Source organism: Azospirillum formosense, assembly GCF_040500525.1.
Classification (GTDB): Bacteria; Pseudomonadota; Alphaproteobacteria; order Azospirillales; family Azospirillaceae; genus Azospirillum; species Azospirillum formosense_A.
In genome coordinates, this window is the sequence record NZ_CP159403.1 from 543,963 (window position 1) to 569,977 (window position 26,015).

Consider the following 26,015-nt stretch of genomic DNA (forward strand, 5'->3'; position numbering starts at 1 on the left):
GGGAGCGTCCGGGAGTTCGCCGATGTTCGGGCGCTCCCGGACGCTCTTTCCATTAGCGAACACTGTTGTAGCCTCTGTCATCGGTCCACGACATCAAATACAGGCCGTGTCGTCGCTGCGGAGGTTAAAAACCATATTTCCCATAGGATTTACGATTGGTGGCGCATGTCACCAATTTCCGAGTCGTTGTTGCGCAGATGGCTGATTATACTTCGCTGAGTGGCCGGTTTCGGTGTCATGGGGTTTTGGCTTTAAATGCCTGGGTGCATCGGTATTTCCGCAACAACCGTTTTGCGATACCACTCATGACGGGATTGGTCCGGCGCCCGTCGACCTGCGGGTCGGGCCGCGGCCCGTGCCCTGCGCCTGTCGAAGGAACTGTGCCCCGGTGCCTCTGCCGCCTGCCGCCATGCCGTCCGTAACCGCCATTCTTGCGCGTGCCGCCCGCGGGCTGGCCGCGGCTCTGTTCCTCGTTCTCCTGCACGCCGTTCCGGCCCTGGCGACCGTCCTGCCGCAGGCGGAGCGCGGCGTGCTCGACCTGCGCGGCTGGTACGCCGACCTCGACGGGCCGGTGTCGCTGGACGGCGAATGGCTGGTGTCCTGGGACCGTCTGGCCGGCGAGGAAAGCCTGAACCCGCTGCCGGAGCCGGACGGAACGCTCTGGACGCTCTTCTCCCTGCCGGCGATCTGGAACGGCGTCGAGCGCCCGGACGGTCGGGAGATGGACGGCATGGGGGCCGCCACCTTCCGCCTGAGGATCCTGTTGCCGCCCGGCATGCCGCCGCTGACCCTGAAGATGCCGCCGGTCAATTCGGCCATGCGGGTGTGGGTGGACGGCCGCTCGGTCGCCGCTGCGGGGGTGCCGGCCCTGGCCGCGGCGCAGGAGCAGCCGTTCTCCGTCTCCCGCTTCGTCACGCTGCATGGCGGCCAGCGGGCGGTTGAACTGGCGGTGGAGGTTTCCAACCATTTCCATTTCGAGGGAGGGATCGGGCGCACGATCTATCTCGACGCCAACGGAGGCTTGTCGCGTCTGTGGCAGCGGCAGCTGATGACCAACGCCGGGGCGCTGATGTCGCTGTCCCTGATGGCGCTGTTCATCGGCGCCTTCCTGCGCCGCCGCCTCTCGGCGGCGCCGCTGTTCCTGGTGATGCTGCTGGCGGCCTGCGCCATGCGGCTGATCTGCACCAGCGAACTGCTGCGCGTCTTCGTTCCCGGCGTGTCGGAGGTGTGGGCCTACCGGCTGGAATATCTGCCGATCTACATGTTCTACCCGATCTACTTCCACCTGCTGCACGAGCTGTTCCCCGGATGCCTGCACCGCGGCGTCGGGCGCGCCATGATGGCGGTCGCGGTGCCGGGTGTGTTCCTGGTGCTGGTGACCGAACCGGCGCAGTTCACCCGCCTGCGCGACGTGGCGAGCCTGCTGCTGGTGCTGTCGGCCCTGTATTTCGCGTGGCGCCTCGCCGTGGCCGCCCTGCGCCGCCATTCCGGCGCGCTTCTGCTCGGGGCTGGGGCGCTGGCCTTCCTGGGGTCGGTGGTGCACGACGCGCTGATGTACGCGCATTTCTTCGAGAGCATCGACCTCGTTCCCTACGGGGCGCTGCTGTTCCTGTTCAGCCACGCGCTGGTGCTGGGGCGGCGGGTGGAGACGGCCTTTCTCAACGAGCGCCGCCTGTCGCAGGAGCTGGCCGCGCTCAACGAAGGGCTGGAACGCCAGATCGCCGAGCGCACCCGCGCCCTGTCGGACAAGTCCGCGACGCTGGAGCGCTTCCTCGCCAACCTCAGCCACGAGGTCCGGACCCCGCTGAACGCCGTTCTGGGCATGGTGCGGGTGATCCGCCGCGAAGGACCGACCGGCCAGCTCGACGAGCGGCTCCGCGTCGCCGACGAGGCGGGGCGTCATCTCGTCTCCATGCTCGACACCATCCTCGACCTGTCGCGTCTGGAGGCGGGCCGGATGGAGTTGCACCCCCAGCCCACCGACGTGGTCGCCCTGGTGGAGGACGCGGTGGCGCTGATGCGCGCGGGTGCCGAGGAGAAGGGGCTCTCCCTGTCCTTGACGATCAGCGGGCTGGGTGCGGCGCGTTTTTGGATCGATCCATTGCGGCTGCGCCAGATCGTCCTGAACCTGTTGAGCAACGCCGTGAAATTCACCGAACGCGGCGGGGTGGAGGTGACGCTGACCGCGAAGCCGGCGCCGGTGGGCACGGCCAGTGGCACGGTCGTCCTGTGCCTGACCGTGGCGGACAGCGGACCCGGCGTGCCGCGGGCGGCCCAGGCGATCATCTTCGAGCCCTTCCATCGGTTGGAGGGGACCCGCTTCGGGGGCAACCGCCGCGACGGCGCCGGGCTGGGTCTCGCCATCGTGAACGGACTCGTCCGCCTGATGGGGGGCGAGGTCTGCCTGGAAGGCCGGACCTGCGGCGGCTCGCTCTTCACCGTCTCGCTGCCGACACGCCCGCTTCCCGTCGCCGATCCGTCGCCTGGCCGCGCCGCCCCCATGCCGGCGCCGGGCAGCCTGGACATTCTGGTGGTCGAGGACGCTCCGGAGAACCAAGCGATCCTGCGCGAGTTTCTGGCGCCCGGCGGCCACCGCGCCGTCTATGTGGACAGCGGCGAAGAGGCCCTGGCGTTGCTGGCCAACCGCGCCATGGACGTCGTGCTGCTCGACATGCGGCTGCCCGGCATCGACGGGGTGGAGGTGACGCGGCGCATCCGCGCGTTGCCGGACGCCGAGCGGGCGCTGGTGCCGGTGATCGCGGTGACCGCCAACAGCTCCCCGGAGGATCGGGCGGACTATCTGGACGCCGGCGTGGACGAGGTGGTGGCCAAGCCGGTGGACCCCGACGCGCTGCAGGACGCGCTCGCCCGCCACGCCCCGTCCGGCTCCTGCGCGCCGGCCCCGTCCGTCGCGGTCCAGCGGGGGCCGCTCGCCGGGGCGCCCGTCGGCGGCGGGCTGTCCAGCGCCGACCGCGCCCGGCTGATGGAGCGCTTCGCCCAGGCCTGCCGGGACGTGCTGGCGGTTCTCGATGACGCGGACTCGCCGCCCCGGCGTGTCGTCGACGCGGCCCACCGCATGAAGGGCAGCGGCGGCACCTATGGCTTTCCGGAGGTGAGCGCCGCCGCGCGGGCGCTGGAGCGGACGGCGCAGGCCGTCGAAAGCGGAAGCGGGGGGACCGCTTCCATGCACGGGGACGCGGCGGCGCTTCGGGACCGGCTTCACGCCGCCCTGCGTGCCATCGAGAAGGGGGAGGCGGGGCTGACATGACGACGGCAGGGAAGGTTGCGACGGCGATGGTTGCGACAGCAATGATTGCGACAGGGATCGAAGGGACGCGACCGGCAGCGGCTGGCAGGGCGGCATGAGCGTCGGAACGGAGCTGGTCGGTCGGACCGTGCTGGTGGTCGAGGATTCTCCCGAAACGCAGGATCTGATCGCCACCTACCTGGAAAGCCAGGGGTTGCGGGTGCTTCGGGCCGCGAACGGGGCGGAACTGACCGAGCGCGTCGCGCGGGACCGGCCGGACCTCGTGCTGCTGGACATCAACCTGCCGGATTGCGACGGGCTGGCGCTGGCCGAGCGGCTGCGGCTGGGGGAAACCGTTCCGCTGATCTTCGTGACCGGGCGCGACAGCCCGACGGACCGCGTCGCCGGTCTGTCCCACGGCGGCGATTACGTGACCAAGCCGGTCGATCTGCTGGAGTTGCTGATCCGCATCCGCAACCTGCTGCGCCGTTCCGGGACGTCCGCCGTTCCGTCCGCCGCCGAGGGGACGGCGGGGCCGGCCCCGGACGCGCCGCTGACCTTCCGGGGATGGCGCCTGGATCTGGTGCGCCGCGCGCTGTTCCGTCCCGACGGCTCCTACCTCGCCCTGACGACGGGGGAGTTCAACATCCTGGCGGCGCTGGCGGCGATGCGTCCCAACCCGGTCAGCCGCGAGTATCTGCTGGACGTGATCAGCAACCGCGACCCGCGCTCCATCAGCGAGCACACGGTGGACACGCTCATCACCCGTCTGCGCCGCAAGATGCGTCTGGAGGATGGCGCGGCCTCGCCGATCGTTACCGTCCGCGGGGTCGGTTATGCATTGGAATCTGACGAATCTTGACGATAATGATTAATATGCAATAATAAACCGCACGTTACTCCGATGGAAAAGTATCAACGGCCGTTGATACGCGTTCGAACGGGGTAATGCTATACATCACCCAACGAATGATTGACGGTTCCAAGCGGGTACCTGGAGGTGGCGGAGCGTTCCGCCGCATCGGGTCGCCGCGCCGGGGCCTGACACCGCCGCCGGCCAACCGGCGCGCGATCTGATGCGGGTGAGAGCGGCATGCAACGGTCCCTGGTTTCGCGTTCGGCGGAGCGTCTCGCGCTGACTGGTCACATGGCGGCCAGTCAAACGGCGACCAGTCAAACGGCGGCGGTCCACTCGGCACCGAATTACTCGGCGGCCGCGCCTTCCATTCTCATCATCGGCAACGACAGCGCGGCCATCACCGGAATCCGCGAGTGCGCCCTGCGGCTCGGTCACCGGGTGCAGGACACGCGCGACGTGATCTCGGCTCTGGGCCTGCTCGACGTGGACCGCAGCGTCGGGGTCGTGTTCGTGGATGGCGGGTCGCCCTGGTTCGACGGGCTGGCGCTGATGGAGCGTCTGCACCGCACCCATCGCGGCCTCGCCTGCATTCTCTTCGCCCGCAATCCCGAGGCGGACGACGTGGTGCGCGCCCTGCGGCTCGAGGCGGCCGACGTGGTCACCGACCCGGAGGACGAGGCGCAGATCGAACGCGCGCTGGCCCGTGTCCTCAATGGCGGGGAAGGGAGCGCGCCCTCCGTTCCGGACGTTCCGCCGGTGGCGGTGGACAGCCGCGACGACGCGCTGGAGCAGGCCTACCGCCACGGGCTTGCGCTGGTCGAGACGGTGCGCGCCTTGCGGGGTGAGGCCGCGGCGGCCCGCGTGATGCCCTTCGTTGCCGTCCAGCGCCCGGCGGGCGCCGCGGTGATGCCCGCCGCGGAAACCGCGACGGCGATGTCCGCTGTGGCCCGGTCCGCTGGGGCGCCGCTGGGCGACGGCGCGACCGATGCGGGCATCCCGGACAGCCTGGGCATCCTGACGGCGATCCGGCGCAAGCGCGCCGCCCGCGAGAAGTTCTTTCCCAAGGGGCTTTTCGAGGACCCCTGCTGGGACATGCTGCTGGACCTGATGATCAATCATCTCCAGGGACGGCGGATTTCCGTGTCGTCGCTGTGCATCGCGTCCGGCGTCGCCCAGACCACGGCGCTGCGCCGCATCACCGACCTGCACGACCGCGGACTGGTCCGGCGCATCGCCGACGACAAGGATGGCCGCCGGGTCTTCATCGAACTGACCGAAGAGGGCGTCGCCGCCATGGAGCGTTACGTGGAGACGGTCGGCCCGCTGGGCTGATCGCCTTCCGCTCCCGCCTCCGCCTGCCGGGAACAGTCCGGCCAGGGACAGGCGCAGGAGGGGAACCGGCACTCGTCGCCGTTAACGTCGCTGGCCTGCACGGCGATCTTATAGCGAAGGCCGTGGGCCGAGGGCGTGTCGATCAGGCCGCAGGCCTCGTAAACCTCGACATTGACGCGGGCCGATTGCAGGGCAACCCGCGCGATCTGTTTGGGATCCTTCATCATCGGCGTCTCGGCCTCGCTTCCGCTGCGTCGTCGGGTCCTTCAACGCATGTTCGGCGCCGTTGTGCCACTGCGTATCGGAAGAACTTCCTTTGGGACGCCCACGGCACCCTTACGGTGCGTGCGTCCGCCCCTCCCACATCGACCGGAAGGCCTCCTCCAGAGACCGGGCGAAGGCCGGTGCATCGCACAGGGGCGATCGGCGCATGCGCTCGCGCAGGCCGCCGCGCAGGGCGGCCAGGGAGTCCAGGTCGCCGACCAGGGCGGCGGTCTTGGCGACATAGTCCGCCGGGCTGTCCGCCACCAGCCGGTCGGCGAGGCCGAGCGTTTCCAGAAAGCTGACCCCGATCCGTCCCGCCCAGCGGTCGCCGCGCAGGGTCACCACCGGCACGCCCATCCACAGGCTTTCGGCCGTCGTCGTGCCGCCGCCGAAGGGGGTGGGGGACAGCGCGATGTCGATGCCGTTGTGGCTGCGGAAATAGTCGGCCCGCGGCGTCTTCCCCTCCATGCGCAGGCGGTTCGGCGCGATGCCGTGCGCGGCGAACTGGTCGCGCAGGGCCTGCCGCACCCCGTAATCGCCGAACTCCCGTGATTTCAGCAGAAGGCGGGCCTGTGGCAGAGCGGCCAGGACCTGCGCCCACAACGCGACGGTCGGCCGGGTGATCTTGGCCCGATTGTGGAAGGCGCCGAGCGTGACCGGCCCGCCGCCAAGCGCCGGCAGCGGCCCGACCGCCACGTCCTCCGCCGGCGGGGTGAAGCAGAGGTAGCTGTCGGGAAGGCGCCAGACCCTCTCGGTGAAGAAGCGCTCGTCCTCCGGCGGCAGGACGTGGCGGTCGGCGATGATCCAGTCCATGGCCGGCAGGCCGGTCGTCCCGAAATAGCCGAGCCAGCTCGCCTGGACGGGCGCGGGCCGGCGGGCGAACAGGGTCAGGCGGTTGTTCCCCGTATGGCCGGACAGGTCGACGAGAATGTCGATGCCGTCCCGGCGGATCAGCTCGGCCACCGCCGTGTCGTCCATGCCGACGATCGGGCGCCATCCGTCGGCGGCGGCGCGGAGGCTCTCCGTCACGTCGTCGGTGCGGCCGTTGTTGGCGTAGCCGAAGGCGGTGACCGCCTTGCGGTCGTGCGCCCTCAGCACGCTTTCCAGGAAATAGCCGACCGGGTGGCTGTTGAAGTCGCTGGAGACGTAGCCGATGCGCAGCGGGCGGGAACAGTCGTCGCGGACCGGCGGTTCGGCGAGCGGGGCATCACCCCGCAGTTCGGCCCAGTCGCGGGCGGCGGCGAGGAAGTCGGCGTTGCCGCACTCCGGCACATAATGCTGGGCCATCAGGACGTTGCTGTGCGCCATCGGAAAATCCGGATGGTGCGCCAGCGCCGAGCGGTAGGCGGCGATGGCCTGCTCCAGATGTCCCTGCCCCTTCAACGTGTTGCCGAGGTTGGACCAGGCCAGGGCGAAGTCGGGCCGGAAGGTCAGGGCGACGCGGTAGGCCGCCGCCGCCTCTCCCAGCCGGTCCTGCAGGTCCAGCGCGTAGCCGAGGTTGCAGTGGGAGTCGGCGTTGGCCGGCGCCGCCTGGATGGCCTCGGTGAAGGCGGCGACGGCGGCCTCGGTCTGCCCGACCTCCAGGAACAGGGAGCCGAGGTTGTTCAGCGCCTCCACAAAGCCGGGCTGGAGCGCGATGGCCTGACGGTAGGCGGCGACGCCTTCGTTGGGCCGGCGCTGCCGGCGGAACAGGTTGGCCAGCCGGAAATGAATGTCCGCCCGGTCCGGGCCGAGGCGCAGCGCCGCCATCAGGGCGTCCAGCGCCTCGTCCGCCCGGCCGGCGTCGAGCAGGGAGGAGCCGAGATTCAGGTGGTATTCCAAGGCGTCCCGGATGGACAGGGCGGTGCGGATGCTGGCGATGCCGGAGTCGTGATCGCCCCGCTCGGATTGCAGGACGCCCAGCAGGTGCCAGGCGTCGGGGTTGCGCGGCTCACGCCTCAGGATCTCGCGGTACGCCCGCTCCGCCTCGTCGTTGCGGCCTTCGTTGTGAAGAGCCAGGGCGTCGCCGAGCGAGGGCGAGGGGGTACGGCTGACCGTCATGGAGCGTCCATCAGGGGATCGGGCATCGCCGGGAAGGGCGGTGCAACTCGGGGGAGAGTAGACCGCCCGGCCATGTCGCGTCCATGACGGAAGGGCCGCTTGTTCAGCGGAAGAGGCCGGGGACGATCCGCACCATGATTCCTGAGCGGGACGCCACCAGGACGGCGTCCGACCCGGCGCGGACCCAGTGATGGCCGCGCGGCGGCCGGTGCAAATGGTAAGCGGCGGGCGTGGCGATGACGTGGCGGCGCGCCGCGTAGGCGGCGGGCAGGCGGTCGCCGGGTTTCCAGTGGCGTGCCGCGCGGTGAACGGGCGGCGGCGGGCGGTGGGATTCAGGACGGTGTGCATTGGGCCCGCGATGGTCCCGCTCCATCCGCGGCGGTTCGCGATGATCCGGTCCCCAGCCGGCGGCGGAGGCGTCTTGGGCGCCCAGTCCGACCAGCAGGGTGGCGGCGGTCAAGGCGGTGGACATGGCGGTGGTCATGGCGGCGATCAGGGTGCGCGACATGGGGATGCCCCTCTTCTCGTCTGTCCGGGATCGTGTTCCCGATCTCCCGATGCTGCGCGCGCCCTGTTGCCTGCGTGTGTCCGGCGGCCCCCTGTTTGGTAACGGACTGTTACGGTGAAGCTCCGCCCGTCTTCAGCCCAGTTCGAACGTCGTCACGCCGAACAGGCGCGTGGTGTCGATGGCCGGCGCGGGGCCGAGATACATGCGGGCGGTTTCGAACTGCGGGCTCAGGCCCAGCTCCTCCGCCAGCTGGACGGCCTCGCGGTTGACCTCCGGCACGTCAAGGAAGACCGGGCCGTCGCCCGCGGTGGCGGCGAGCGCCAGCGCCAGATCGCGCGCCGTGCCGCGGTCGGCGGCGTAGAGCGGGCCGATCTTGCTGCCGCTGTGGCAGGGGCGGATCACCCCGAAGCCCCGCAACTCCCCATCGACCACGGCGGCGAGAGCGGAGGCGCCGGGCAGCGTGATCCAGTGGGACAGGAAGCCGGCGCGCGGCGCCGGGAACAGCGCGCGGTCCCAGTCCAGCAGCCGGTCGAAGGGCACCGTCCGCGCGTCCACCAGCGAGGCGGCGGAGGAGGTTCCGGCGGGCGGCGCGCCGCCGTAGCGGATGTTGCGGTGGGCCAGCGCGAAGCCGGACTTGCGGTAGTTGTCCTGCTGCGCCACCACCCCGTCGAGCCCGACGGTGCAGCCCTCCAGATGCCGCAGCCCGGCCCGCCAGAGGTCCCAGCCGAGGCCGCGCCCGCGCATCCCGGGCCGCACGATGTAGAAGCCGAGGAATCCGAAATTCTCGGGATAGCGGACGACGGACATGCAGGCCGCCGGCTCGCCGTTCAGCTCCCCGATCAGGAAGCCTTCGGGGTCCACGGCGTGGAAGGCCCCGGCGTCGTGCAGGCCGGGGTTCCAGCCCTCCGCCCGCGCCCAATCGACGGCCAGATCCAGTTCGGCCCGGCTCATCACGCGCACACGGTAGCCGTCCATGGCGTCCCTCCGGTTCAGGGCTGCGGGGCGGGGGCGAAGCGCGCCATGGCCCCGGCGTAGGGTTTGGGAAGGGGGAAAGCGTAACCGCCGGTCTTGCCGGTGCGCAAGCCCAGCACGGCCAGCCCTTCCACCAGCTTCACCGCGGCGGTGACGCCGTCCACCACCGGCACGCCCATCTCGGCGGTCAGGGCGCGCGCCAGATCGGCCATGCCGGCGCAGCCCAGCACGACGCTCTCCGCGCCGTCCTCCGCGATGGCGTGGCGGATGGTCGCGCGCACCCGCTCCACGGCGCCCGACGCCGAGTCCTCCAGCGCCAGCACCGGCACGCCGGCGGCGCGCACCCGGCAGCGCCCGGCCACGCCGTAGCGCTCCGCCAGATGCTCCAGCGCGGGGACGGAGCGCGGCATGGTGGTGACCACGCTGAACCGCCCGCCGAGCAGTGTGGCGGTCTTCATCGCCGCCTCGCAGATGCCGACCACCGGGGCGGCGGACAGGCAGCGCGCGGCGTCCAGCCCGACGTCGTCGAAGCAGGCGATGACCACGCCGTCGATGCCGGGTGCGGCGCGCTCATGGGCGGCGATCACCTCCAGCAGGCCGGGAACGGCGAGCGCCTCGTCGTAATAGCCCTCGATGCTGGCCGGTCCCATGGCCGGGTTGGCGGCGACGATCTCCGTCCCCGGCGCCGCGACGGCGCGGGCGGCGTCCCCGGCCTTCTCGGTCATCGAGGCGGTGGTGTTCGGGTTGACGACCAGGATGCGCATGGTTGGTTCTTTGCCTCTCAAGCGGCGGCGCCGGTCCGCCGCAGCCGGCGGCGGCGCAGGATCATCACCCCGGCCAGGAACAGGCCGATCACCGTGAAGGAGAACAGCGTCGTCAGCGTGCCCAGCGCGTAGAGCACCGGCGTCGTGACGTTGGTGGTCATGCCGTAGATCTCCAGCGGCAGCGTGTTGAAGGACCCCGCGGTCATCAGCGTGCGCGCGAACTCGTCGTAGGACAGGGTGAAGCCGAACAGCCCGACGCCGATCAGGCTGGGCAGCAGGATCGGCAGCACCACATGGCGCACCGTCTGCCAGGGCGTGGCGCCGAGGTCGCGCGCCGCCTCCTCGTAGGCCGGGTTGAAGCGGTTGAAGATGGCGAAGACGATCAGCAGGCCGAAGGGCAGCGTCCAGGTCAGATGCGCGCCGAGCGCCGAGCTGTACCAAGTCGGTTCGATGCCCAGGATGTTGAACAGCAGGCCGATGCCCAGGCTGACCAGGATCGACGGCACGATCAGGCTGGCCACCGCCAGATAGAACAGCGCCCCGCTGCCCAGGAAGCGGCGGCGGAAGGCGAAGCCGGCGAGCAGCGAGAACAGCACCGTCAGCACCATCACCGTCAGCCCCAGCGCGAGGGAACGGCGGAAGGAGCCCCCGAAGTCGCCGACCGCCTGCTGCTCGAACAGGTTCCTGAACCAGTGGAGGGAGACGCCGTTCATCGGGAAGGTCAACCCGCCCTCCGGCCCCTGGAAGGACAGGATGGTGATGGTGACGATCGGCCCGTAGAGGAACAGGACGAACAGCCCGAAGAAGGCGGCGAGCAGGTAGAAGGACAGGCCGCGCCGGGTGCCGGTGCCGGTCATCGCTTACAGCTCCTTGCGGATGTCGACGATGCGCAGCATCGCCACGACCATGATGAGGACGACGGCCAGCAGAACGACCGCGTTCGCGGCGGCGGCGGGGTACTGGAGCAGCGAGATCTCGTTGGCGATCATCAGCCCGATCGAGGCGCTCTGCCCGCCGCTCATCAGGCGCACGGTGATGAAGTCGCCCATCACCAGCGTGATCACGAAGATGGAGCCGATGGCGATGCCCGGCTTGGCCAGCGGCAGGATGACGTTCCACACCACCTGCGCCGCGCTGGCGCCGCCGTCGCGCGCCGCCTCGACCAGGGCGCGGTCGATGCGCATCATCGAATTGAAGATCGGCACCACCATGAACAGCGCGTAGAGGTGCACGAAGGCCAGCACCACCGCGAAGTCGGAGAACAGCAGGAACTCCAGCGGCTGGTCGATCAGCCCGGCGGAGATCAGTCCGGAGTTCAGCAGCCCGTTGCGCCCGAGGAAGGGAATCCACGAGATCATGCGGATGATGTTGGAGGTCCAGAACGGGATCGTGCAGACCAGGAACAGCACCATCTGCCACGTCGTGGACTGGACGTGGAAGGCCAGGAAGTAGGCCACCGTGAAGCCGATCAGCAGCGTGATGACCCAGGTCAGCGCCGCGAACTTCACCGTGTTCAGGTAGGTCTTCCAGGTGACCGGGGAGGTCAGCAGCTCCTCGTAGTTGGTCAGCACGAAGTCCGGGTAGATGCGGATGCTGTCATAGTCCCAGAAGCTGACCGCGACGATGGTCAGGATGGGGATCAGCAGGAAGACCAGCAGCGTCAGCGCCAGCGGCCCGGCCTGGAGATAGGGGGTGACCCGGCGCAGCACGGAACGGCGCACCCCGCCGCTCCGCGGTGCCGCGGACGCGCTGGACGCTTCGGATGGGACGGCGGAGGCGGTCATGGCGCAGGGGTCCGGTGCCGTGGGGGAGTTTTGGAAGTTTGCGGTGCCCCCTCCCTAACCCTCCCCCGCCTTCGGCGAGGGAGGGGATACCCCCCTCTCCCGCGAAGCGCGGGAGGGAAGGGACCCATGCGGAGCATGGGAAGGGTGGGGGCAAACGCAGGCGCGTCTTACGCCGCGACGAACTCGTTCCACTTGCGGACCATGTAGCGGTCCTCGTCCATCACCGCGTTCCAGCAGGCGACGCGGCCCATGCGGTCCTGGAACGACCCGCCGTCGCGCACCGCGCCGGCCTTCTCCATCACCTTGCCCTCGGGGCTGAGGATGTCGGTCTTGGCCGGCTGGCCCTCCATCCAGAAGGCCCACTCGTCCGGCGACATGTGCTCCTTCGCGGTGTCGAGCACGGCGGAGTAATAGCCCTGGCGGTTCAGATAGGCGCCGACCCAGCCAGACAGGTACCAGTTGATGTATTCGTAGGCCGCCTCTAGCTCCAGCCCGCTCAGATGCTTGGCGATGCCGAGGCCGCCGCCCCAGGCGCGGTAGCCTTCCTTCAGCGGCTGGTAGACGCACGGGATGCCCTTGGCGCGCACGGCGGCCACGGCCGGCGACCACATCGACTGGATGATGACCTCGCCCGACGACATCAGGTTGACGCTCTCGTCGAAGGTCTTCCAGAAGGCGCGGAACTGGCCGGCCTTCTTGGCGTCGGTCATGATCTTGAGGGTCTTGTCGATCTCCTCCTTGGTCATGTTGCCCTTGTCGCCGTACTTCACCTCGCCCATGGCCTCGCAGACCATGGCGGCGTCCATGATGCCGATGGAGGGGATGTTCAGGATCGACGCCTTGCCCTTGAAGGCCGGGTCGAGCAGGTCCGTCCAACTGGTGATCGGGCGGCCGACCAGATCGGGGCGGATGCCCAGCGTGTCGGCGTTGTAGATGGTCGGGATCAGCGTCATCCACTGGGTGGCCGACTTGGCGAACTTGATGCTGTCCTTGCCCTCCACGAAACCGACGGTGTGCGGGGCGGTGCCCTGGGCGACGGCGCTCTCCGGGGTCAGCTTGCCGTTGACGAAGATCGGGACGATCTTGTCGAAGTTCTTGATCTTCGACACGTCCATCGGCTGCATCACGCCGGCCGGAAAGACCTTCTTGCAGATCCAGTATTCGATGTCGGCGATGTCGTAGGACTTCGGCTGGGTCACCGCGCGCTGGGCCACCGCGTCGCTGTCGAGCGCGGTCATCTGCAGCGTGAAGCCCAGGTCCTCCTTCACCTTGTCGGCGACGGCGTTCAGGTTCGACACGCCGGTGCCGAACTGGCGCAGGGTGACGTTCTTGATGTTCTGCGCCCAGATGGTGGGGAAGCCGGTGATCGCCCCCGACCCGATGGCGACACCCGCGGCGGCGGCGGTGCCCTTCAGCAGCGTGCGGCGGCTGACGCCCGTGGTGGTCCCGGCGGAAAGGGGCGAGCCGGTGCGCGTCTCGGTCATGCTCTGTGCCTCCAGTATGGTCGGTCGGTTCTTGGGGGTTGGATCGGAAAGTCAGGCAACCAGGGGATGGACGTCGCGCGCCTTCCAGCCCGCGGTCACGCGGTCGCCGACGGCGAGCGGGGCGTCGTAGAAACGGGATTCGTCCAGCACCACGGCGAAGTCCTCGGCACCGGGCACGTCGAGCGTCAGGTGGACGGACGCGCCGTGATACTCCAGCGCGCGGACGGTGCCGTCCAGCCGATGGTCGGCGCCCTCCGTCTGGCCCAGCAGGATGCGGTCGGCCCGCACGGCCCGGCGGCCGGCGGAGTCCTCCACCACGTTGTGGCCGCCGATGAAGCGGGCGACGAAGGCGGTGCGCGGCTGGTTGAAGACCTCGCGCGGCGGGCCGGACTGCTCGATCCGGCCCTGGTTCATCACCACCACGAGGTCGGCCAGCGCCATCGCCTCGGTCTGGCTGTGGGTGACATGGACGAAGGTGATGCCAAGCTCGGTGTGCAGGCGCTTCAGCTCCTCGCGCATGCGGATGCGCAGGAAGGGATCGAGCGCCGACAGCGGCTCGTCGAGCAGGAGCACGCCGGGCCGGGTGATCAGCGCGCGGGCCAGCGCCACGCGCTGCTGCTGGCCGCCGGAGAGCTGGGCGGGCAGCCGGTCCGCGTACTGGGACATGTGGACGAGGTCCAGCATCTCCCGCGCGCGGCGGCGCCGTTCCTCCTTCGCGACACCCTTCATCTTCAGGCTGAAGGCGACGTTGTCGGTGCAGTCGAGGTGGGGGAACAGGGCGTAGCTCTGGAACATCATGGCGGTGCCGCGGCGGGCCGGCGGCTCCCCGTTCACCACCGTGTCGCCGATCAGCAGGTCGCCGTCGGAGATGTCCTCGTGCCCGGCGATCATGCGCAGCGTGGAGGTCTTGCCGCAGCCGCTGGGGCCGAGCAGGCAGCAATAGGCGCCTGCGGCGATGCGCAGGTCGATGCCGTCCACGGCGACGGTCGAGCCGTAGAACTTGCGCAGCTTCACCAGTTCGACGGTTGATCCGGCGGCGGTCGATCCGGTTTTGGTCGATCTGGCGCTCATGACCTTCTCCGATTTTGTGCACAATCCGCAGGGCCCGCTGCGGCTGTCGGATATATCCGCAAGTTCCATGCCAGCCGATGAATGGCGGATTTCCGCGGGTTCGCGGCACTGGGATACGGCGACTGGTCAGGATTTCAGCGCTGTGGCGCGAAATTGTGCATGGGTGGGCTATGCCCAATGCATGGGCAGGGCGCGGCGGCTGCGTTTGTCCGCTGGTCCGTTTTGTGCACAATCCGCGGCAAAGGTTTGAACAGCAGCCATACCGCCATGAAAACTGTCCTGAGCGCCCCCCGCCGCCCCCTGCGCGGACGGGGGGAGGGGGCGGAGGCCCGCATAATCCGCAGCATCGGCGACGCCATCGCCGATCGCCGTCTGCCGCCCGGCACCAAGCTGGCCGAGGAGAGCCTGGCGGAGGTGTTCGGCGTCAGCCGGGAGCGGGTGCGCAAGGTGCTGCTCCTGCTGGCGCAGCGGCGCGTGGTGACGCTGATCCCCAACCGCGGCGCCTTCGTCGCCAAACCCACCGCGCGGGAGGCGCGCGAGGTGTTCGAGGCCCGCCGCGTGATCGAGCGCGCGGTGGTGGAGGTGCTGGACCGCGGCCCCCGTCCGCTGTCGGACGAGATGTCGGCGAAGCTGCGAGCTCATCTGGCGCGTGAGGAGGAGGCCGACCGCGCCGGCGACCGCATGGCGCTGATCCGCCTGTCGGGCCAGTTCCACCAGCTGCTGGCCGATTTCGCCGGGAACGCGACGCTGGCCGGCATCCTGGCCGACCTGATCGACCGCTCCAGCCTCGCCATCGCCGCGTTCGAGCGCCGGTCCTCCCATTCCTGCTCCGCCACCGAGCACCGGCGGTTCGTCGAGGCGCTGGAGTCCGGCCCGCCCGGCGCGGCGATGCGGCTGATGATGGAGCATCTCGACGAGGTGGAGCGCCAGCTCGACCTCGACGCGCGGCCGGACGGCGCGGTCGATCTGAAATCCGTTTTCGCCGAACGAACGTAAGAGCCTGTCCGAACGGCCGGAGGATAGCCCGGCCCTATCGACCGCATAGGGACAAAGGGCTGCTTCCGATGGGTTCGGCTCGCTATTATGCTGCCCGCCGCGACATCGAGGTGACCGACATCATGCAGCCCATTTCCAAGCCCGCCGACCATCCGCCGGTTCCCGCGCGCCGCGTCGGTGTGCTTCTGATGAATCTCGGAACGCCGGAGGCGACCGACTACTGGTCGATGCGCCGCTATCTGAAGGAGTTCCTGTCGGATCCCCGCGTGATCGAGGTGCCGAAGGCGGTGTGGTGGCCGGTGCTGAACGGCATCATCCTGACCGTGCGTCCGGGCAAGAGCGGCCATGCCTACAAAAGCATCTGGAACGAAGAGCGCAACGAAAGCCCGCTGAAGACCGTCACCCGCGCCCAGGCGGAGGGTGTGGCGGCGGCGCTGGCGGCGCGGCACGGCGACTCGGTGGTGGTAGACTGGGCCATGCGCTACGGCCAGCCGGCGGTCGGCCCGGCGATCCAGCGTCTGAAGGAGCAGGGCTGCGACCGCATCCTGCTGTTCCCGCTCTACCCGCAATATTCGGCCACCACGACGGCCACCGCCAACGACCAGGCCTTCCGCCACCTGATGACCATGCGCTGGCAGCCGGCGGTGCGCACCGTTCCCGCCTATCACGACGAGCCGGGCTACATCGAGGCGCTGGCCCGCTCGGTGGTGCGGCACATCGCGGCGCTGGACCACACGCCCGACGTGCTGCTGGCGAGCTTCCACGGCCTGCCCAAGGCCTATCTCGACCGCGGCGATCCCTACCACTGCTTCTGCGTGAAGACCGCGCGCCTGCTGGCCGAGCGGCTGGGCTGGGAGCCGGGGCGGGTGCAGTACAGCTTCCAGTCGCGCTTCGGCAAGGCGGAGTGGCTGAAGCCCTACACCGACAAGACGGTCGAGGAGCTGGCCCGCGCCGGCAAGACGAAGATCGCGGTGATCGCGCCGGGCTTCTCCGCCGACTGCGTGGAGACGCTTGAGGAGATCCAGTTCCAGGTGAAGGACGCCTTCATGGCGGCGGGGGGCGAGCGCTTCACCTACATTCCTTGCCTGAACGACCATCCCGACCATGTCATCTTCCTGGCCGACCTCGTCGAGCGCGAGCTGGGCGGCTGGGTGGATGGCGCCCGGACGCGGGCGGCCCGCGACGCGGAGGACCACGTCACGGCGTGACCCCCTTCTCCAAAATGGAGGGCCGCACCGGCGGAAAGGGTGGGTTGCCGCGGCGGCCCGGCTTCCCCATGCTGGCGGACGGACACTTTGGACGATGGTTTGGGAGGATGCGGGGGATGCGGCGTGTGGTTCGGGCGGTGGCCGCCCTGGCGCTGGGAGCGCTGCTGACGGCGGGGAGCGCTGCGGCGGCGGACAAGGTCCGTGTCGGATCGAAGCTGGACGCCGAGAGCGGCCTGCTCGGCACGATGATCCTGCAGGTGCTGGAGGCCAACGGCATCCCGGTGGAGAACAAGATCCAGCTCGGCCCCACCCGGATCGTGCGCAGCGCGCTGCTGGCCGGGGAGATCGACGTCTATCCGGAATACACCGGCAACGGCGCCTTCTTCTTCAACATCGACAGCGATCCGGCCTGGAAGAACGCCGCCGCCGGCTACGAGACGGTGAAGCAGCTCGACCGCGACAAGAACAACATCGTCTGGCTGACCCCGGCCCCGGCGAACAACACCTGGGCCATCGCGCTGCGCCGCGACGTGGCGGCTCCCAACAACCTCGCCACCATGGAGGATTTCGCCCGCTGGGTCGGCGCCGGCGGTACGGCTAAGCTCGCCGCCTCGGCGGAGTTCGTGGAGAGCCCGGCGGCGTTGCCCTCCTTCCAGAAATCCTACGGCTTCACGCTGAAGCCCGACCAGATCCTGGTGCTGGCCGGCGGCGACACGGCGGCGACCATTCGCGCGGCGGCGGAGGGCACGTCCGGCGTGAACACCGCCATGGTCTACGGCACGGACGGCGCCATCGCCGCGCTGGACCTCGTGGTCATGAAGGACACCAAGAGCGCGCAGATGGTCTACGCCCCGGCCCCGACCATCCGCGACGGCGTACTGGACGCCCATCCCAACATCCGCGACCTGCTGGACCCGGTCTTCAAGTCCCTGGACACCGAGACCCTGCGCGGGCTGAACGCCAAGATTTCGGTGGAGGGGCAGGACCCGCGGGCGGTCGCCACGACCTACCTGAAGTCGAAAGGCTTCCTGAACTGACGGCCTGAACCGACGGGATGACCCGCGTCCGTTCGATCCACAACCGCGTCGCCCTGCTGCTCGCCGCCATGACCGTGGCGGCGGCTCCGGCCCTGCCGTTCCTCGCCTTCGCGCCCAACCGGCTGCTGTCGGGGAAGGCCATCGCGTTGAGCGCGGCGGCGGGCGCGGGGTGGGGCGGGGTGGCGCTGCTGCCGGCCGCCCTGCTGCTGGCCGTGCCGTTCCTGCGGGACAGCCGGGCGGTGAATGCCCTGTATGTCGGGGCGGGGGTGCTGGCGGCGGCGGGGCTGGTCTGGCTGGCCGGGCAGCACGCCGCCCTGCTCGCCGCGACGGCCAGCCCGGCGGCGCGGACCTCCTTCGGGGCGGGCTTCTGGGTGATGGAGGCCGCCGCACTGCTCGCCGTTCTCGACGGGGTGCGGCGGCTGGGGCTGGGTCCCGCCGGGCGGGTCGCCGTGGGAGCGCTGGTGGCGGCGCTGATCGGCGGGCAGTTCGCCGCCGGGCACCTCGACCAGCTCTCGATCATGAAGGAATACGCCAACCAGCGGGACGTCTTCGCCGGGGCCGTGCTGCGCCACGCCGCGCTGGTCGCGGCGGCCCTGCTGCCGACCCTGCTGATCGGCGTGCCGCTGGGCATCGCGGCGCAGCGTTCCGCCGCCGTGGGGCGGCTGGTCTTTCCGGTGCTGAACGTCGTGCAGACGATCCCGTCCATCGCCCTGTTCGGGCTGCTGCTCGCCCCGCTGTCGGCTCTCGCCGCCGCCTTTCCGGGGCTGGGCATCGGCGGGGTGGGGCCGGTGCCGGCGGTGATCGCGCTGACGCTCTATTCGCTGCTGCCGATCGCGCGCAACACCGCGGCCGGGCTGGCCGGCGTGCCGGAGCCGGTGCGGGAGGCGGCGCGCGGCATCGGCATGACCCCGCGCCAGATCTTCTGGCGGGTCGAGGCGCCGCTGGCTCTGCCGGTGTTCCTGGCCGGGCTGCGGATCACGCTGGTCCAGGCGGTGGGTCTGGCCGCCGTGGCGGCGCTGATCGGCGCCGGCGGGCTGGGAGCCATCATGTTCCAGGGGCTGTTCGCCAACGCGCTGGACCTCGTGCTGTTGGGGGCGGTGCCGGTGATCCTGCTGGCCGTCGCCGCCGACGCGGCGCTGAAGCTGGCCTCGGCGCTGGCGCTGGCGCGACTCGGGAGGACGGCGGCGTGATCGCCTTCGAGGGAGTGACGAAGCGGTTCGGCGCCTGGACCGCCGTGGACACCCTGTCGCTGACCGTGGCGGCCGGGGAGTTCCGCGTGCTTATCGGGCCGTCCGGCTCCGGCAAGTCCACGGTCCTGAGGATGATGAACCGGTTGATCGCCCCCGATGCCGGGACCATCCGGGTGGAGGGGGAGGACATCGCCCGCCTGAATCCGGAGGCGCTGCGCCGCCGCATGGGCTACGTGATCCAGAGCGTCGGGCTGTTTCCGCACTGGACGGTGGAGCGCAACATCGCCGCCGTGCCGGACCTGCTCGGCTGGCCCAGGGCACGGGTGCGCGACCGGGTGACGGACCTGCTGACCCTGCTGAACCTCGACCCGGAACGTTACCGGGGCGCCTACCCGCACGAGCTGTCCGGCGGGCAGCAGCAGCGCGTCGGCGTCGCCCGCGCTCTGGCGGCGGAGCCGCACATCCTGCTGATGGACGAGCCGTTCAGCGCGCTCGACCCGATCACCCGCGGCGCCTTGCAGGCGGAGATGGCGGCGATCCACAAGGCGACGGGAACCACCATCGTCTTCGTCACCCATGACATGGACGAGGCGCTGGCGCTGGCCAGCCGGATCGCCATCCTGGACCGCGGGCGGCTGGTGCAGACCGGCACGCCGCTCGACATCCTGAGCGATCCCGCCGACGACCGGGTGCGCGATCTGGTGGGGCGCGAGGACTGGGGGCTGAAGCGGCTGGCCGTGGAGACGGTGGCGGAGCGGCTGCGCCCCGGCGAGACGGCGCCCGGCGATCCCCTGGCGGCGGGGGCGTCGCTGCGTCAGGCGCTGGCCGCGATGGTGGCGCGCGGCACCGACCGGCTTCCCGTGGCGGACGGGCAGGGGCGCCCGATGGGCACGCTGCATCTCGCCGACCTGCTGCGCGGGCCGGACCGGCCGTGAGCCGCCTGCTGAGCCTGCTGACCGACCGGCTGGCGCTGGGGCTGCTCGTCCTGGCGGCGCTGGTGCTGGGGATGCCGGCGCTGAAGCCGCTGTTCGCCGCGGCCTTCCCGGCGCTCGACCGGCCCTTGTATGAGGCGGACGGCTTCCTGGCCCTGACGCTAGACCATCTGGCGCTGGCTGGCGGGGCGAGCCTGATCGCGGTGCTGTTGGGCGGGGCGGCGGGCATCGCGGTGACCCGGCCCTTCGGCCGGGAATTCCGCGGCGTCCTCGACGCGGTGGCGGCGATGGGCCAGACCTTCCCGCCGGTGGCGGTGCTGGCCGTCTCCGTCCCCGTCCTCGGCTTCGGCCCGGCCCCGGCGCTGATCGCGCTGACGCTCTACGGGCTGCTGCCCATCGTGGAGAACACCGTGGCCGGCCTGGAAGCGGTGCCGGAACCGGTGCGCGAGGCGGCGCGCGGCATGGGCATGGGGCCGGGCGCGCTGCTGTGGCGGGTCGAGCTGCCGCTGGCCGCTCCGGTGATCCTGGCCGGGGTGCGGACGGCGGCGGTCGTCAATCTCGGCACGGCGGCCATCGCCTCCACGGTCGGGGCGAAGACGCTCGGCCTGCCGATCATCGTCGGGCTGAACGGCTCCAACCCCGCCTACGTCATCCAGGGCGCGGTGATCGTGGCCGTCCTGGCGGTGGTGCTGGACGCCGGATTCGACCGGCTGGCGGCGCGCCTGACCCGCTGGCGCCCCGGCACCGATCGAGGCGCGGCCTGACGGTCACTTGTAGCCGAGCTTGCGCAAGGCCGTCTCGTCGAGCTTCCTGGCGCGCGGCAGCGTGTCCTCGTTCACGACTTTCAGCACATGCGCCCGGATGCTCTTCAGCGCGTCCGTGTAGGTGCCGTTGTCGATCCCGTTCAAGAAATCAACCCTCAAATGGTCATCGATGTTCAGGCCCTTGGCGCTGTTCTGGTTGATGAACACCTTGTAGAGCTTGGGAGCGTTCTTCTGATCGACGCCCTTGCGGGTGATCGAGAGGAACTCGATGTTTTCGCCGGTCTTCCACTGATTGGCGAAGGCGTGCAACAACAGTGTCAGCTTGTTGCTTTTCAGGACTTCCTCGATTCCCTTCTTTTCGAAGGGGTTCACGAAGGGAGTGTCCTTGGTCTGCGCTTTCTGGTCCGCCTTCCGTTGCTTTTCATAGGCCGCTTCGTCCTTCGCCAATCGGGCGCTGATGTCCTTGCGGTCCTTGGCGATGGCATCCTCGAACGTCTTGGTGAGCTTGGCCGTGACGCCCGGCACCGATTTGGCGAAGGCCAAGGCCTTCTTCGCCACCGTGGCCTTCGGGTGAGCCTTCGTCAGAACGTCCAGATCCTTCGCGGCCTCCGCGGCCAGGGTGCCGACGGTCTTCAGCTTCCGGAACATGGGGGTGATGACCTTGGCCACCTCGGCCTCGTAGGTGCTGATGACGTCGTCGTCCAGCGGCTCCGGCTTGGCGAGGGCGTGCAGCATCACCCGGTTCCAGGTGATCGAATCGTACGCCTTCTCCGCGGCGGCAAGTCCCTCCAGGAACTTCACGCAGGCCGGGCGGTCCTGGCAGGTCCCCAGGCTGGCCGACGCGACGCGCGGAATGAGGTCGTCCGGGTATCCGATGATCTTCATGGCCTGCTCCTCCCTGCCGGTTCGTGGCGGGAAGCCTGCCGGAGCGGCTTGGGCGGAGCAATTCGAGATCGGTCGGAATGACGGGAGACTCCGGCGCGATCTGCACCTTTGCGGACCGATCCCGCGGCGGGGGCGCAACCCCTGCCGCGGGACGGTGCCGCGTCACTGCGGCGGGATGCGCAGGACCTGACCGGGATAGATCTTGTTCGGGTCCTTCAGCATCGGCTTGTTGGCCTCGAAGATGGCGTTGTAGCGGTTGGGGTCTCCGTAGACCTTCTTGGCGATGGCGGACAGGGTGTCGCCCTTCTCCACGGTGTGGAACCGGGTCTGGCTGGCCGGCTGCTCGGTCGGCGGCATGGTCGGTTGGTCCGGGCCGCCCGGCCCCTGGTCCTTGGCGATGACGGCGGTCTGGTCGTCGACCCGCGACACGCCCTTCACGTTGCCGAGCGCCACCGCGATCTTCTCCTTCTCCTCCTGCGAGGCGGCGCTGCCGCGCACGGTCACCGTGTCGTCGGCGACCTGGATGTCCAGCCCGTTGGTCGGCAGGCCGACCTGCGACAGGTGGGATTTCAGCTCGTCGGCGGTCGGAGCGTCCGAGTCGCTGACCTTTTCGCCATGGTCGCGGCGGAAGAAATCGAACAGGCCCATCATGTCCTCCCTCGGTTGGTCGCCTTGGTGAAGCGATCCCGGACAACATCGCTGCGGCTCGCTGGTTTCACGCGCGGAGGAGGGGGTGTGGAACGCCGGGCTTAGCAGCGGCGTTCGGCTTCCCAAATAAGGCCATGGAGAACAATGCCGAAAGGGGGGAGGATCATCCCGCCCCCGCGCAGAGGAGCCGCCGATGAACCCGTCCGACGACTGGCGGATTCCGCCGCAATTCCAGCCCGATCCGGATGAGCTGGCCTACGACCTCGACCGCGCGCTGTCCGCCGTGGTCGGGCTGCGCGCCAGCGTGCCGGACGACGCCTACACCGCCGGCGTGCTGGGGACGGAGCGCGCTGGGCAGGGCGCCGTCATCCGCGAGGACGGCTTGGTCCTGACCATCGGATATCTTATCGCCGAGGCCGAGGAGGTCTGGCTGACCACCAACGACCGGCGGGCGGTGCAGGCGCATGTGGTGGCCTACGACCACACCAGCGGCTTCGGGCTGGTGCAGGCCTTGTCGCCGCTGGGCGTGCCGGCGCTGATGCTCGGGTCGTCGCGCCATGTGCAGCTGGGCGACCCGGTGGTGGTGGCCGGGGCCGGCGGGCGCGAGCGGTCCATCACCGCGCGGGTGGTCGCCCGGCAGGAGTTCGCCGGCTATTGGGAATACATGATCGACGACGCGCTGTTCACCCTGCCGGCCCATCCGAACTGGGGCGGCACGGCGATGCTGGGGGCGGGGGGCGAGTTGCTGGGCATCGGCTCCCTCCAGCTCCAGTACCGGGCTGAGGAGGAGCGCGTCCTGCCGCTGAACATGAACGTGCCGATCGACCTGCTGAAGCCGATCCTCGACGACCTGATGACCCGTGGGAAGGTCAGCGGCCCGCCGCGCCCCTGGCTCGGACTCTACGCCACGCAGGACGAGCGGGAGCGTGTGGTGCTGGTCGGGCTGGCTGGCGACGGGCCGGCCCAGCGGGCGGAGCTGCGTGCTGGCGACGTGGTGCGCGCGGTGGCCGGGCAGCCGGTGGGCTCGCTGGCCGACTTCTACCGCGCCCTGTGGAATCTCGGCCCGGCGGGCGTGGACGTGCCGCTGACCCTGGAGCGGGAGGGCGACGTGTTCGACATGCGCGTCGGCTCCAGCGATCGCGAGCGTTTTTTGAAGGCGGCGCGGCGGCACTGACGGGCGGAACTGTGCGACACTGGCGCTCCAGAACCAAGAAGACGGGTTGGAGAGCGCTTTTATGGACGACTTGATGAAGGGGGAACCGGCTTCCGGCTTCCAGACCCTGCTCGGCTACACGCTGGTCCGCTGGGAGGAGGGCGTGGCGGAGGTGGAGCTGACCATCGCGCCGCAGCACCGCAACCGGGGCGGCGTCCTGCACGGCGGCGCGCTGATGACCCTGCTCGACACCGCCATGGGCTTCGCGGCGACCCACTGCGCGGTTCCCGGCCATTCCCGCCGCGTGGTCACGCTGTCGCTGTCCTCCAGCTTCCTGGGGGCGGTGGCGGACGGCACGGTGGTGGCGCGCGGCACGCTGCTGGGCGGCGGCCGCAAGATCGTCGGCTGCCGGGGCGAGGTGCGGCGCAAGGACGACGGCGCGCTGCTGGCGTCCGCCGAGGGAATGTTCAAATATGCCCCCGGAAGTGAAAATCCGGAGGGAACGCCCCGATGACCAACACGAACGATAAGAAGACTGGTTTGGACATTGCGCAGGACGGCCGTGTCCTGCGCCTGACCATCAACGACCCGGCCACCCGCAACTCGATCGGCCCGGCGCTGATGGAGGCGGCCCGCGCCGCCTTCGACGCGGCGGCGGCGGACCCGGGCGTCGGGGCGGTGGTGCTGACCGGCGCCGAAGGGGCCTTCTGCTCCGGCGGGAACCTGAAATGGCTGAAGGAGGCGCGCAACGGCGACCGTGAGTCGGTGCGGGCGGGGGTGGAGAGCTTCCACGCCATGATCCGCAGCCTGCGCGCCTGCCCCAAGCCGGTGATCGCTGCGGTCGAGGGGCCGGCGGGCGGGGCGGGCTTTCCGCTGGCCCTGGCCTGCGACCTGATCGTCGCGGCGGAGGACGCGGTCTTCACCCTGTCCTACATCAAGGTCGCGCTGACCTCCGACGGCGGCGGCACGGCGTCGCTGGCCCGCGCGCTGCCGCCGCAGCTCGCCGCGGAAATCCTGTTCGAGGGTGGGCGCGTCGGGGCGCCGCGTCTGGCGCAGCTCGGCATGATCAACCGGCTGACCGCCCCCGGCGGCGCGCTGGCCGAGGCGACGTCCTGGGCGGAGCGGCTGGCCGCCGGCCCGACCGCCGCGCTGGGCCGCGCCAAGGGCCTGCTGGAGGTCGCCTACGGCGGGCTGGCGGAGCAGCTCGACCGCGAGCGCGACGCCTTCGTGGAGTCGCTGTTCAACGACGAGGCCGGGGAGGGCGTGACCGCCTTCTTCGAGAAGCGGGCGCCGGTGTTTTCGAAGGGGTGAGTGCGGGTGTGAGGCCCCCTCCCTAACCCTCCCCCGCTATCGCAGGTGAGGGGACTGATCTCCCTCTCCCGCGGAGCGGGGGAGGGCCGGGGTGGGGGCCCGCGTCGCGCCCTCAGGCCCCCTTCCACTCCGTGTGCACCATGCCCGGACGGTCGGTGCGCTCGTAGCCGTGGGCGCCGAAATAGTCGCGCTGGGCCTGGATCATGTTGGCCCACAGCCGGCCGCTGCGGTAGCCGTCCCAGTAGGACAGGGCCGAGGCCATCGCCGGAACCGGCACCGCGGCCAGCGTCGCGGCGGCCACCACGCGGCGGAAGCCGGCGTCGCCGCGGGTCATCAGGCCGGCGATGTCGGGGTCCAGCATCAGGTTCGGCAGTTCCGGCGCACGGTTCAGCGCGGTCAGGATGCGGTCGAGCAGGCGGGCGCGGATGATGCAGCCGCCGCGCCAGATGCGCGCCACCGCCGCCAGATCGACGTCCCAGCCGAACTGCCGGCTGCCCGCCGCGATCACCGCGAAGCCCTGGGCGTAGACGGCGATCCGTCCGCTGAGCAGCGCGTCGCCGACCGACGCGACCAGATCCTCCGTGGAGGGAGCGTGCGGGATGGCCAGCGCCTCGGCGGCGCGCACGCGCTCGTCCTTCAGGGCGGACAGGCAGCGGGCGTGCACCGCCTCGGCGATGGTCGGGGCGGGCATGCCCAGCTCCAGCGCGGTGGTCGCCGCCCAATGGCCGGTGCCCTTCTGGCCGGCGGCGTCGCGGATCACCTCCAGGATCGGGGCGCCGGTCTCGCCGTCCTTCGTCCGCAGGATGTCGGTGGTGATCTCCATCAGGTAGGAGGCCAGCTCCCCCCCGTTCCACTCCGCGAAGATGTCCGCCAGACGCTCGTAGGAGCAGCCGCCGATCTCGCGCAGAAGATGATACGCCTCGGCGATCAGCTGCATGTCGGCGTATTCGATGCCGTTGTGGATCATCTTGACGAAATGGCCCGCCCCCTCCGGCCCGACGCGGGCGAAGCAGGACTCGCCGTCCGGCGCGCGGGCGGCGATGGCGGCCAGCAGCGGGGCGACGGGGGCCAGCGCCTCGGCGTCGCCGCCGGCCATCAGGGCGGGGCCGCGCCGCGCCCCCTCCTCGCCGCCCGACACGCCCAGCCCGACGAAGCGCACGCCCGCCGCGGCGGCGAGCGCCGCGCGGCGGTTGGTGTCGCGGAAATGGGAGTTGCCGCCGTCGATCAGCACGTCGCCCGGCGACAGGCGGGGCAGCAGGGCGGCCGTCAGCTCGTCCACCGGGGCGCCGGCGGGCACCATCATCAGGATCGTCCTCGGCGCCTTGAGCGCGCCCAGCAGGTCCTCCACCGACGCGCAGGGGACGGCGTTGCCCACCTGGGCGGCAAAGGCGCCGCGGCGCCCCTCGTCCAGGTCGTAGCCCGCCACCACGGCCCCGTGGTCGGCCAGATTGGCGGCGAGGTTGCGCCCCATCACGCCCAGGCCGAGGACGGCGATGTCGGCCGAGCCGACGGCGGTGGTTTCCGCTCCGGTCCTGGTCGAGTTGCCCTGCACCATCACAACGAACT

Annotated in this window: 24 protein-coding genes; 12 read left to right on the forward strand and 12 right to left on the reverse strand. The window is 70.3% G+C overall.

What is annotated here, in order from left to right; genetic code table 11:
* Positions 1 to 388 precede the first annotated feature (388 nt).
* The 3 genes from ABVN73_RS15580 (at position 389) to ABVN73_RS15590 (ending at position 5,438) form a co-directional block, all read left to right on the forward strand.
* A complete protein-coding gene (locus tag ABVN73_RS15580; protein ID WP_353860547.1) occupies positions 389 to 3,268 on the forward strand; it encodes a response regulator in 2,880 nt (959 codons plus the stop codon).
* A gap of 94 nt (positions 3,269 to 3,362) precedes the next feature.
* Positions 3,363 to 4,109, forward strand: coding sequence for a response regulator transcription factor (locus ABVN73_RS15585; RefSeq protein WP_353860548.1), 747 nt, complete (start codon positions 3,363 to 3,365; stop codon positions 4,107 to 4,109).
* A gap of 285 nt (positions 4,110 to 4,394) precedes the next feature.
* Positions 4,395 to 5,438 (forward strand): response regulator, encoded by a 1,044-nt coding sequence (locus tag ABVN73_RS15590; RefSeq protein WP_353860549.1) that lies wholly within the window; start codon positions 4,395 to 4,397, stop codon positions 5,436 to 5,438.
* On the opposite strand, the gene ABVN73_RS15595 is transcribed toward ABVN73_RS15590, so the two are convergent.
* The 9 genes from ABVN73_RS15595 to ABVN73_RS15635 all read right to left on the reverse strand — a co-directional run bounded on the left by ABVN73_RS15595 (position 5,408) and on the right by ABVN73_RS15635 (position 14,325).
* Positions 5,408 to 5,665 carry a hypothetical protein gene (locus tag ABVN73_RS15595; protein WP_035676379.1) on the reverse strand — a complete coding sequence of 86 codons (258 nt, stop codon included), beginning with the start codon at positions 5,663 to 5,665 and terminating at the stop codon, positions 5,408 to 5,410. The two genes, ABVN73_RS15590 and ABVN73_RS15595, sit on opposite strands and share 31 nt — an antisense overlap.
* A gap of 109 nt (positions 5,666 to 5,774) precedes the next feature.
* Positions 5,775 to 7,742, reverse strand: a complete 1,968-nt coding sequence (locus ABVN73_RS15600; protein ID WP_353860550.1) for a tetratricopeptide repeat protein — start codon at positions 7,740 to 7,742, stop codon at positions 5,775 to 5,777.
* Positions 7,743 to 7,845: 103 nt separating this feature from the next.
* Positions 7,846 to 8,250: an RcnB family protein gene (locus ABVN73_RS15605; protein ID WP_353860551.1), complete on the reverse strand. Its 405-nt coding sequence runs from the start codon at positions 8,248 to 8,250 to the stop codon at positions 7,846 to 7,848.
* A 132-nt stretch (positions 8,251 to 8,382) separates the two neighbouring features.
* The gene (locus ABVN73_RS15610; RefSeq protein WP_353860552.1) at positions 8,383 to 9,225 is read right to left on the reverse strand and encodes a GNAT family N-acetyltransferase; all 843 of its coding nucleotides are present in this window, start codon (positions 9,223 to 9,225) and stop codon (positions 8,383 to 8,385) included.
* Positions 9,226 to 9,239: 14 nt separating this feature from the next.
* On the reverse strand, positions 9,240 to 9,986 hold the full coding sequence (locus tag ABVN73_RS15615; RefSeq protein WP_353860553.1) for an aspartate/glutamate racemase family protein: 747 nt from the start codon (positions 9,984 to 9,986) through the stop codon (positions 9,240 to 9,242).
* 17 nt (positions 9,987 to 10,003) lie between these two features.
* Positions 10,004 to 10,843, reverse strand: a complete 840-nt coding sequence (locus ABVN73_RS15620; protein WP_353860554.1) for an ABC transporter permease — start codon at positions 10,841 to 10,843, stop codon at positions 10,004 to 10,006.
* 3 nt (positions 10,844 to 10,846) lie between these two features.
* Positions 10,847 to 11,770, reverse strand: a complete 924-nt coding sequence (locus tag ABVN73_RS15625; protein WP_353860555.1) for an ABC transporter permease — start codon at positions 11,768 to 11,770, stop codon at positions 10,847 to 10,849.
* Positions 11,771 to 11,937: 167 nt separating this feature from the next.
* Positions 11,938 to 13,254: a PotD/PotF family extracellular solute-binding protein gene (locus ABVN73_RS15630; RefSeq protein WP_353860556.1), complete on the reverse strand. Its 1,317-nt coding sequence runs from the start codon at positions 13,252 to 13,254 to the stop codon at positions 11,938 to 11,940.
* Between the two features lie 51 nt (positions 13,255 to 13,305).
* Positions 13,306 to 14,325 (reverse strand): ABC transporter ATP-binding protein, encoded by a 1,020-nt coding sequence (locus ABVN73_RS15635; protein ID WP_353860557.1) that lies wholly within the window; start codon positions 14,323 to 14,325, stop codon positions 13,306 to 13,308.
* 267 nt (positions 14,326 to 14,592) lie between these two features.
* On the opposite strand from ABVN73_RS15635, the gene ABVN73_RS15640 reads away from it, so the two are divergent.
* The 6 genes from ABVN73_RS15640 (at position 14,593) to ABVN73_RS15665 (ending at position 20,452) form a co-directional block, all read left to right on the forward strand.
* Entirely contained in the window at positions 14,593 to 15,321 is a 729-nt protein-coding gene (locus ABVN73_RS15640; RefSeq protein WP_353860558.1) for a GntR family transcriptional regulator, read from the forward strand.
* A gap of 68 nt (positions 15,322 to 15,389) precedes the next feature.
* Positions 15,390 to 16,529: a ferrochelatase gene (gene hemH, locus ABVN73_RS15645; RefSeq protein WP_353860559.1), complete on the forward strand. Its 1,140-nt coding sequence runs from the start codon at positions 15,390 to 15,392 to the stop codon at positions 16,527 to 16,529.
* 116 nt (positions 16,530 to 16,645) lie between these two features.
* Complete coding sequence (locus ABVN73_RS15650) at positions 16,646 to 17,566, forward strand: ABC transporter substrate-binding protein (RefSeq protein ID WP_353860560.1); 921 nt, start codon at positions 16,646 to 16,648, stop codon at positions 17,564 to 17,566.
* 17 nt (positions 17,567 to 17,583) lie between these two features.
* On the forward strand, positions 17,584 to 18,756 hold the full coding sequence (locus ABVN73_RS15655) for an ABC transporter permease (RefSeq protein ID WP_353860561.1): 1,173 nt from the start codon (positions 17,584 to 17,586) through the stop codon (positions 18,754 to 18,756).
* Positions 18,753 to 19,691 carry an ABC transporter ATP-binding protein gene (locus tag ABVN73_RS15660; protein ID WP_353860562.1) on the forward strand — a complete coding sequence of 313 codons (939 nt, stop codon included), beginning with the start codon at positions 18,753 to 18,755 and terminating at the stop codon, positions 19,689 to 19,691. Before ABVN73_RS15655 ends, ABVN73_RS15660 begins: the two co-directional genes overlap by 4 nt.
* Before the next feature lie 71 nt (positions 19,692 to 19,762).
* Positions 19,763 to 20,452 carry an ABC transporter permease gene (locus ABVN73_RS15665; protein ID WP_353860813.1) on the forward strand — a complete coding sequence of 230 codons (690 nt, stop codon included), beginning with the start codon at positions 19,763 to 19,765 and terminating at the stop codon, positions 20,450 to 20,452.
* A 3-nt stretch (positions 20,453 to 20,455) separates the two neighbouring features.
* On the opposite strand, the gene ABVN73_RS15670 is transcribed toward ABVN73_RS15665, so the two are convergent.
* Positions 20,456 to 21,337: a hypothetical protein gene (locus ABVN73_RS15670; RefSeq protein ID WP_353860563.1), complete on the reverse strand. Its 882-nt coding sequence runs from the start codon at positions 21,335 to 21,337 to the stop codon at positions 20,456 to 20,458.
* A 162-nt stretch (positions 21,338 to 21,499) separates the two neighbouring features.
* Positions 21,500 to 21,985, reverse strand: a complete 486-nt coding sequence (gene lysM / locus ABVN73_RS15675) for a peptidoglycan-binding protein LysM (RefSeq protein ID WP_353860814.1) — start codon at positions 21,983 to 21,985, stop codon at positions 21,500 to 21,502.
* Positions 21,986 to 22,178: 193 nt separating this feature from the next.
* On the opposite strand from lysM, the gene ABVN73_RS15680 reads away from it, so the two are divergent.
* The 3 genes from ABVN73_RS15680 (at position 22,179) to ABVN73_RS15690 (ending at position 24,449) form a co-directional block, all read left to right on the forward strand.
* Complete coding sequence (locus ABVN73_RS15680; RefSeq protein ID WP_353860564.1) at positions 22,179 to 23,159, forward strand: S1C family serine protease; 981 nt, start codon at positions 22,179 to 22,181, stop codon at positions 23,157 to 23,159.
* A 61-nt stretch (positions 23,160 to 23,220) separates the two neighbouring features.
* Complete coding sequence (locus ABVN73_RS15685) at positions 23,221 to 23,652, forward strand: PaaI family thioesterase (protein WP_353860565.1); 432 nt, start codon at positions 23,221 to 23,223, stop codon at positions 23,650 to 23,652.
* Complete coding sequence (locus ABVN73_RS15690; RefSeq protein WP_353860566.1) at positions 23,649 to 24,449, forward strand: oxepin-CoA hydrolase, alternative type; 801 nt, start codon at positions 23,649 to 23,651, stop codon at positions 24,447 to 24,449. Before ABVN73_RS15685 ends, ABVN73_RS15690 begins: the two co-directional genes overlap by 4 nt.
* Before the next feature lie 112 nt (positions 24,450 to 24,561).
* Here ABVN73_RS15690 and gndA read toward each other — a convergent pair whose 3' ends face one another.
* Positions 24,562 to 26,004, reverse strand: a complete 1,443-nt coding sequence (gene gndA / locus ABVN73_RS15695; RefSeq protein ID WP_353860567.1) for an NADP-dependent phosphogluconate dehydrogenase — start codon at positions 26,002 to 26,004, stop codon at positions 24,562 to 24,564.
* Positions 26,005 to 26,015 lie beyond the last annotated feature (11 nt).

Bases quoted from the DNA above. Each gene is read 5' to 3' on its own strand.
- ABVN73_RS15585 (WP_353860548.1), top strand. From the start codon at position 3,363: ATGAGCGTCGGAACGGAGCTGGTCGGTCGGACCGTGCTGGTGGTCGAG.
- ABVN73_RS15590 (WP_353860549.1), top strand. From the start codon at position 4,395: ATGGCGGCCAGTCAAACGGCGACCAGTCAAACGGCGGCGGTCCACTCG.
- ABVN73_RS15595 (WP_035676379.1), bottom strand. From the start codon at position 5,665: ATGATGAAGGATCCCAAACAGATCGCGCGGGTTGCCCTGCAATCGGCC.
- ABVN73_RS15600 (WP_353860550.1), bottom strand. From the start codon at position 7,742: ATGACGGTCAGCCGTACCCCCTCGCCCTCGCTCGGCGACGCCCTGGCT.
- ABVN73_RS15605 (WP_353860551.1), bottom strand. From the start codon at position 8,250: ATGTCGCGCACCCTGATCGCCGCCATGACCACCGCCATGTCCACCGCC.
- ABVN73_RS15610 (WP_353860552.1), bottom strand. From the start codon at position 9,225: ATGGACGGCTACCGTGTGCGCGTGATGAGCCGGGCCGAACTGGATCTG.
- ABVN73_RS15615 (WP_353860553.1), bottom strand. From the start codon at position 9,986: ATGCGCATCCTGGTCGTCAACCCGAACACCACCGCCTCGATGACCGAG.
- ABVN73_RS15620 (WP_353860554.1), bottom strand. From the start codon at position 10,843: ATGACCGGCACCGGCACCCGGCGCGGCCTGTCCTTCTACCTGCTCGCC.
- ABVN73_RS15625 (WP_353860555.1), bottom strand. From the start codon at position 11,770: ATGACCGCCTCCGCCGTCCCATCCGAAGCGTCCAGCGCGTCCGCGGCA.
- ABVN73_RS15630 (WP_353860556.1), bottom strand. From the start codon at position 13,254: ATGACCGAGACGCGCACCGGCTCGCCCCTTTCCGCCGGGACCACCACG.
- ABVN73_RS15635 (WP_353860557.1), bottom strand. From the start codon at position 14,325: ATGAGCGCCAGATCGACCAAAACCGGATCGACCGCCGCCGGATCAACC.
- ABVN73_RS15640 (WP_353860558.1), top strand. From the start codon at position 14,593: ATGAAAACTGTCCTGAGCGCCCCCCGCCGCCCCCTGCGCGGACGGGGG.
- hemH (WP_353860559.1), top strand. From the start codon at position 15,390: ATGGGTTCGGCTCGCTATTATGCTGCCCGCCGCGACATCGAGGTGACC.
- ABVN73_RS15650 (WP_353860560.1), top strand. From the start codon at position 16,646: ATGCGGCGTGTGGTTCGGGCGGTGGCCGCCCTGGCGCTGGGAGCGCTG.
- ABVN73_RS15655 (WP_353860561.1), top strand. From the start codon at position 17,584: ATGACCCGCGTCCGTTCGATCCACAACCGCGTCGCCCTGCTGCTCGCC.
- ABVN73_RS15665 (WP_353860813.1), top strand. From the start codon at position 19,763: ATGCCGGCGCTGAAGCCGCTGTTCGCCGCGGCCTTCCCGGCGCTCGAC.
- ABVN73_RS15670 (WP_353860563.1), bottom strand. From the start codon at position 21,337: ATGAAGATCATCGGATACCCGGACGACCTCATTCCGCGCGTCGCGTCG.
- lysM (WP_353860814.1), bottom strand. From the start codon at position 21,985: ATGGGCCTGTTCGATTTCTTCCGCCGCGACCATGGCGAAAAGGTCAGC.
- ABVN73_RS15680 (WP_353860564.1), top strand. From the start codon at position 22,179: ATGAACCCGTCCGACGACTGGCGGATTCCGCCGCAATTCCAGCCCGAT.
- ABVN73_RS15685 (WP_353860565.1), top strand. From the start codon at position 23,221: ATGGACGACTTGATGAAGGGGGAACCGGCTTCCGGCTTCCAGACCCTG.
- ABVN73_RS15690 (WP_353860566.1), top strand. From the start codon at position 23,649: ATGACCAACACGAACGATAAGAAGACTGGTTTGGACATTGCGCAGGAC.
- gndA (WP_353860567.1), bottom strand. From the start codon at position 26,004: ATGGTGCAGGGCAACTCGACCAGGACCGGAGCGGAAACCACCGCCGTC.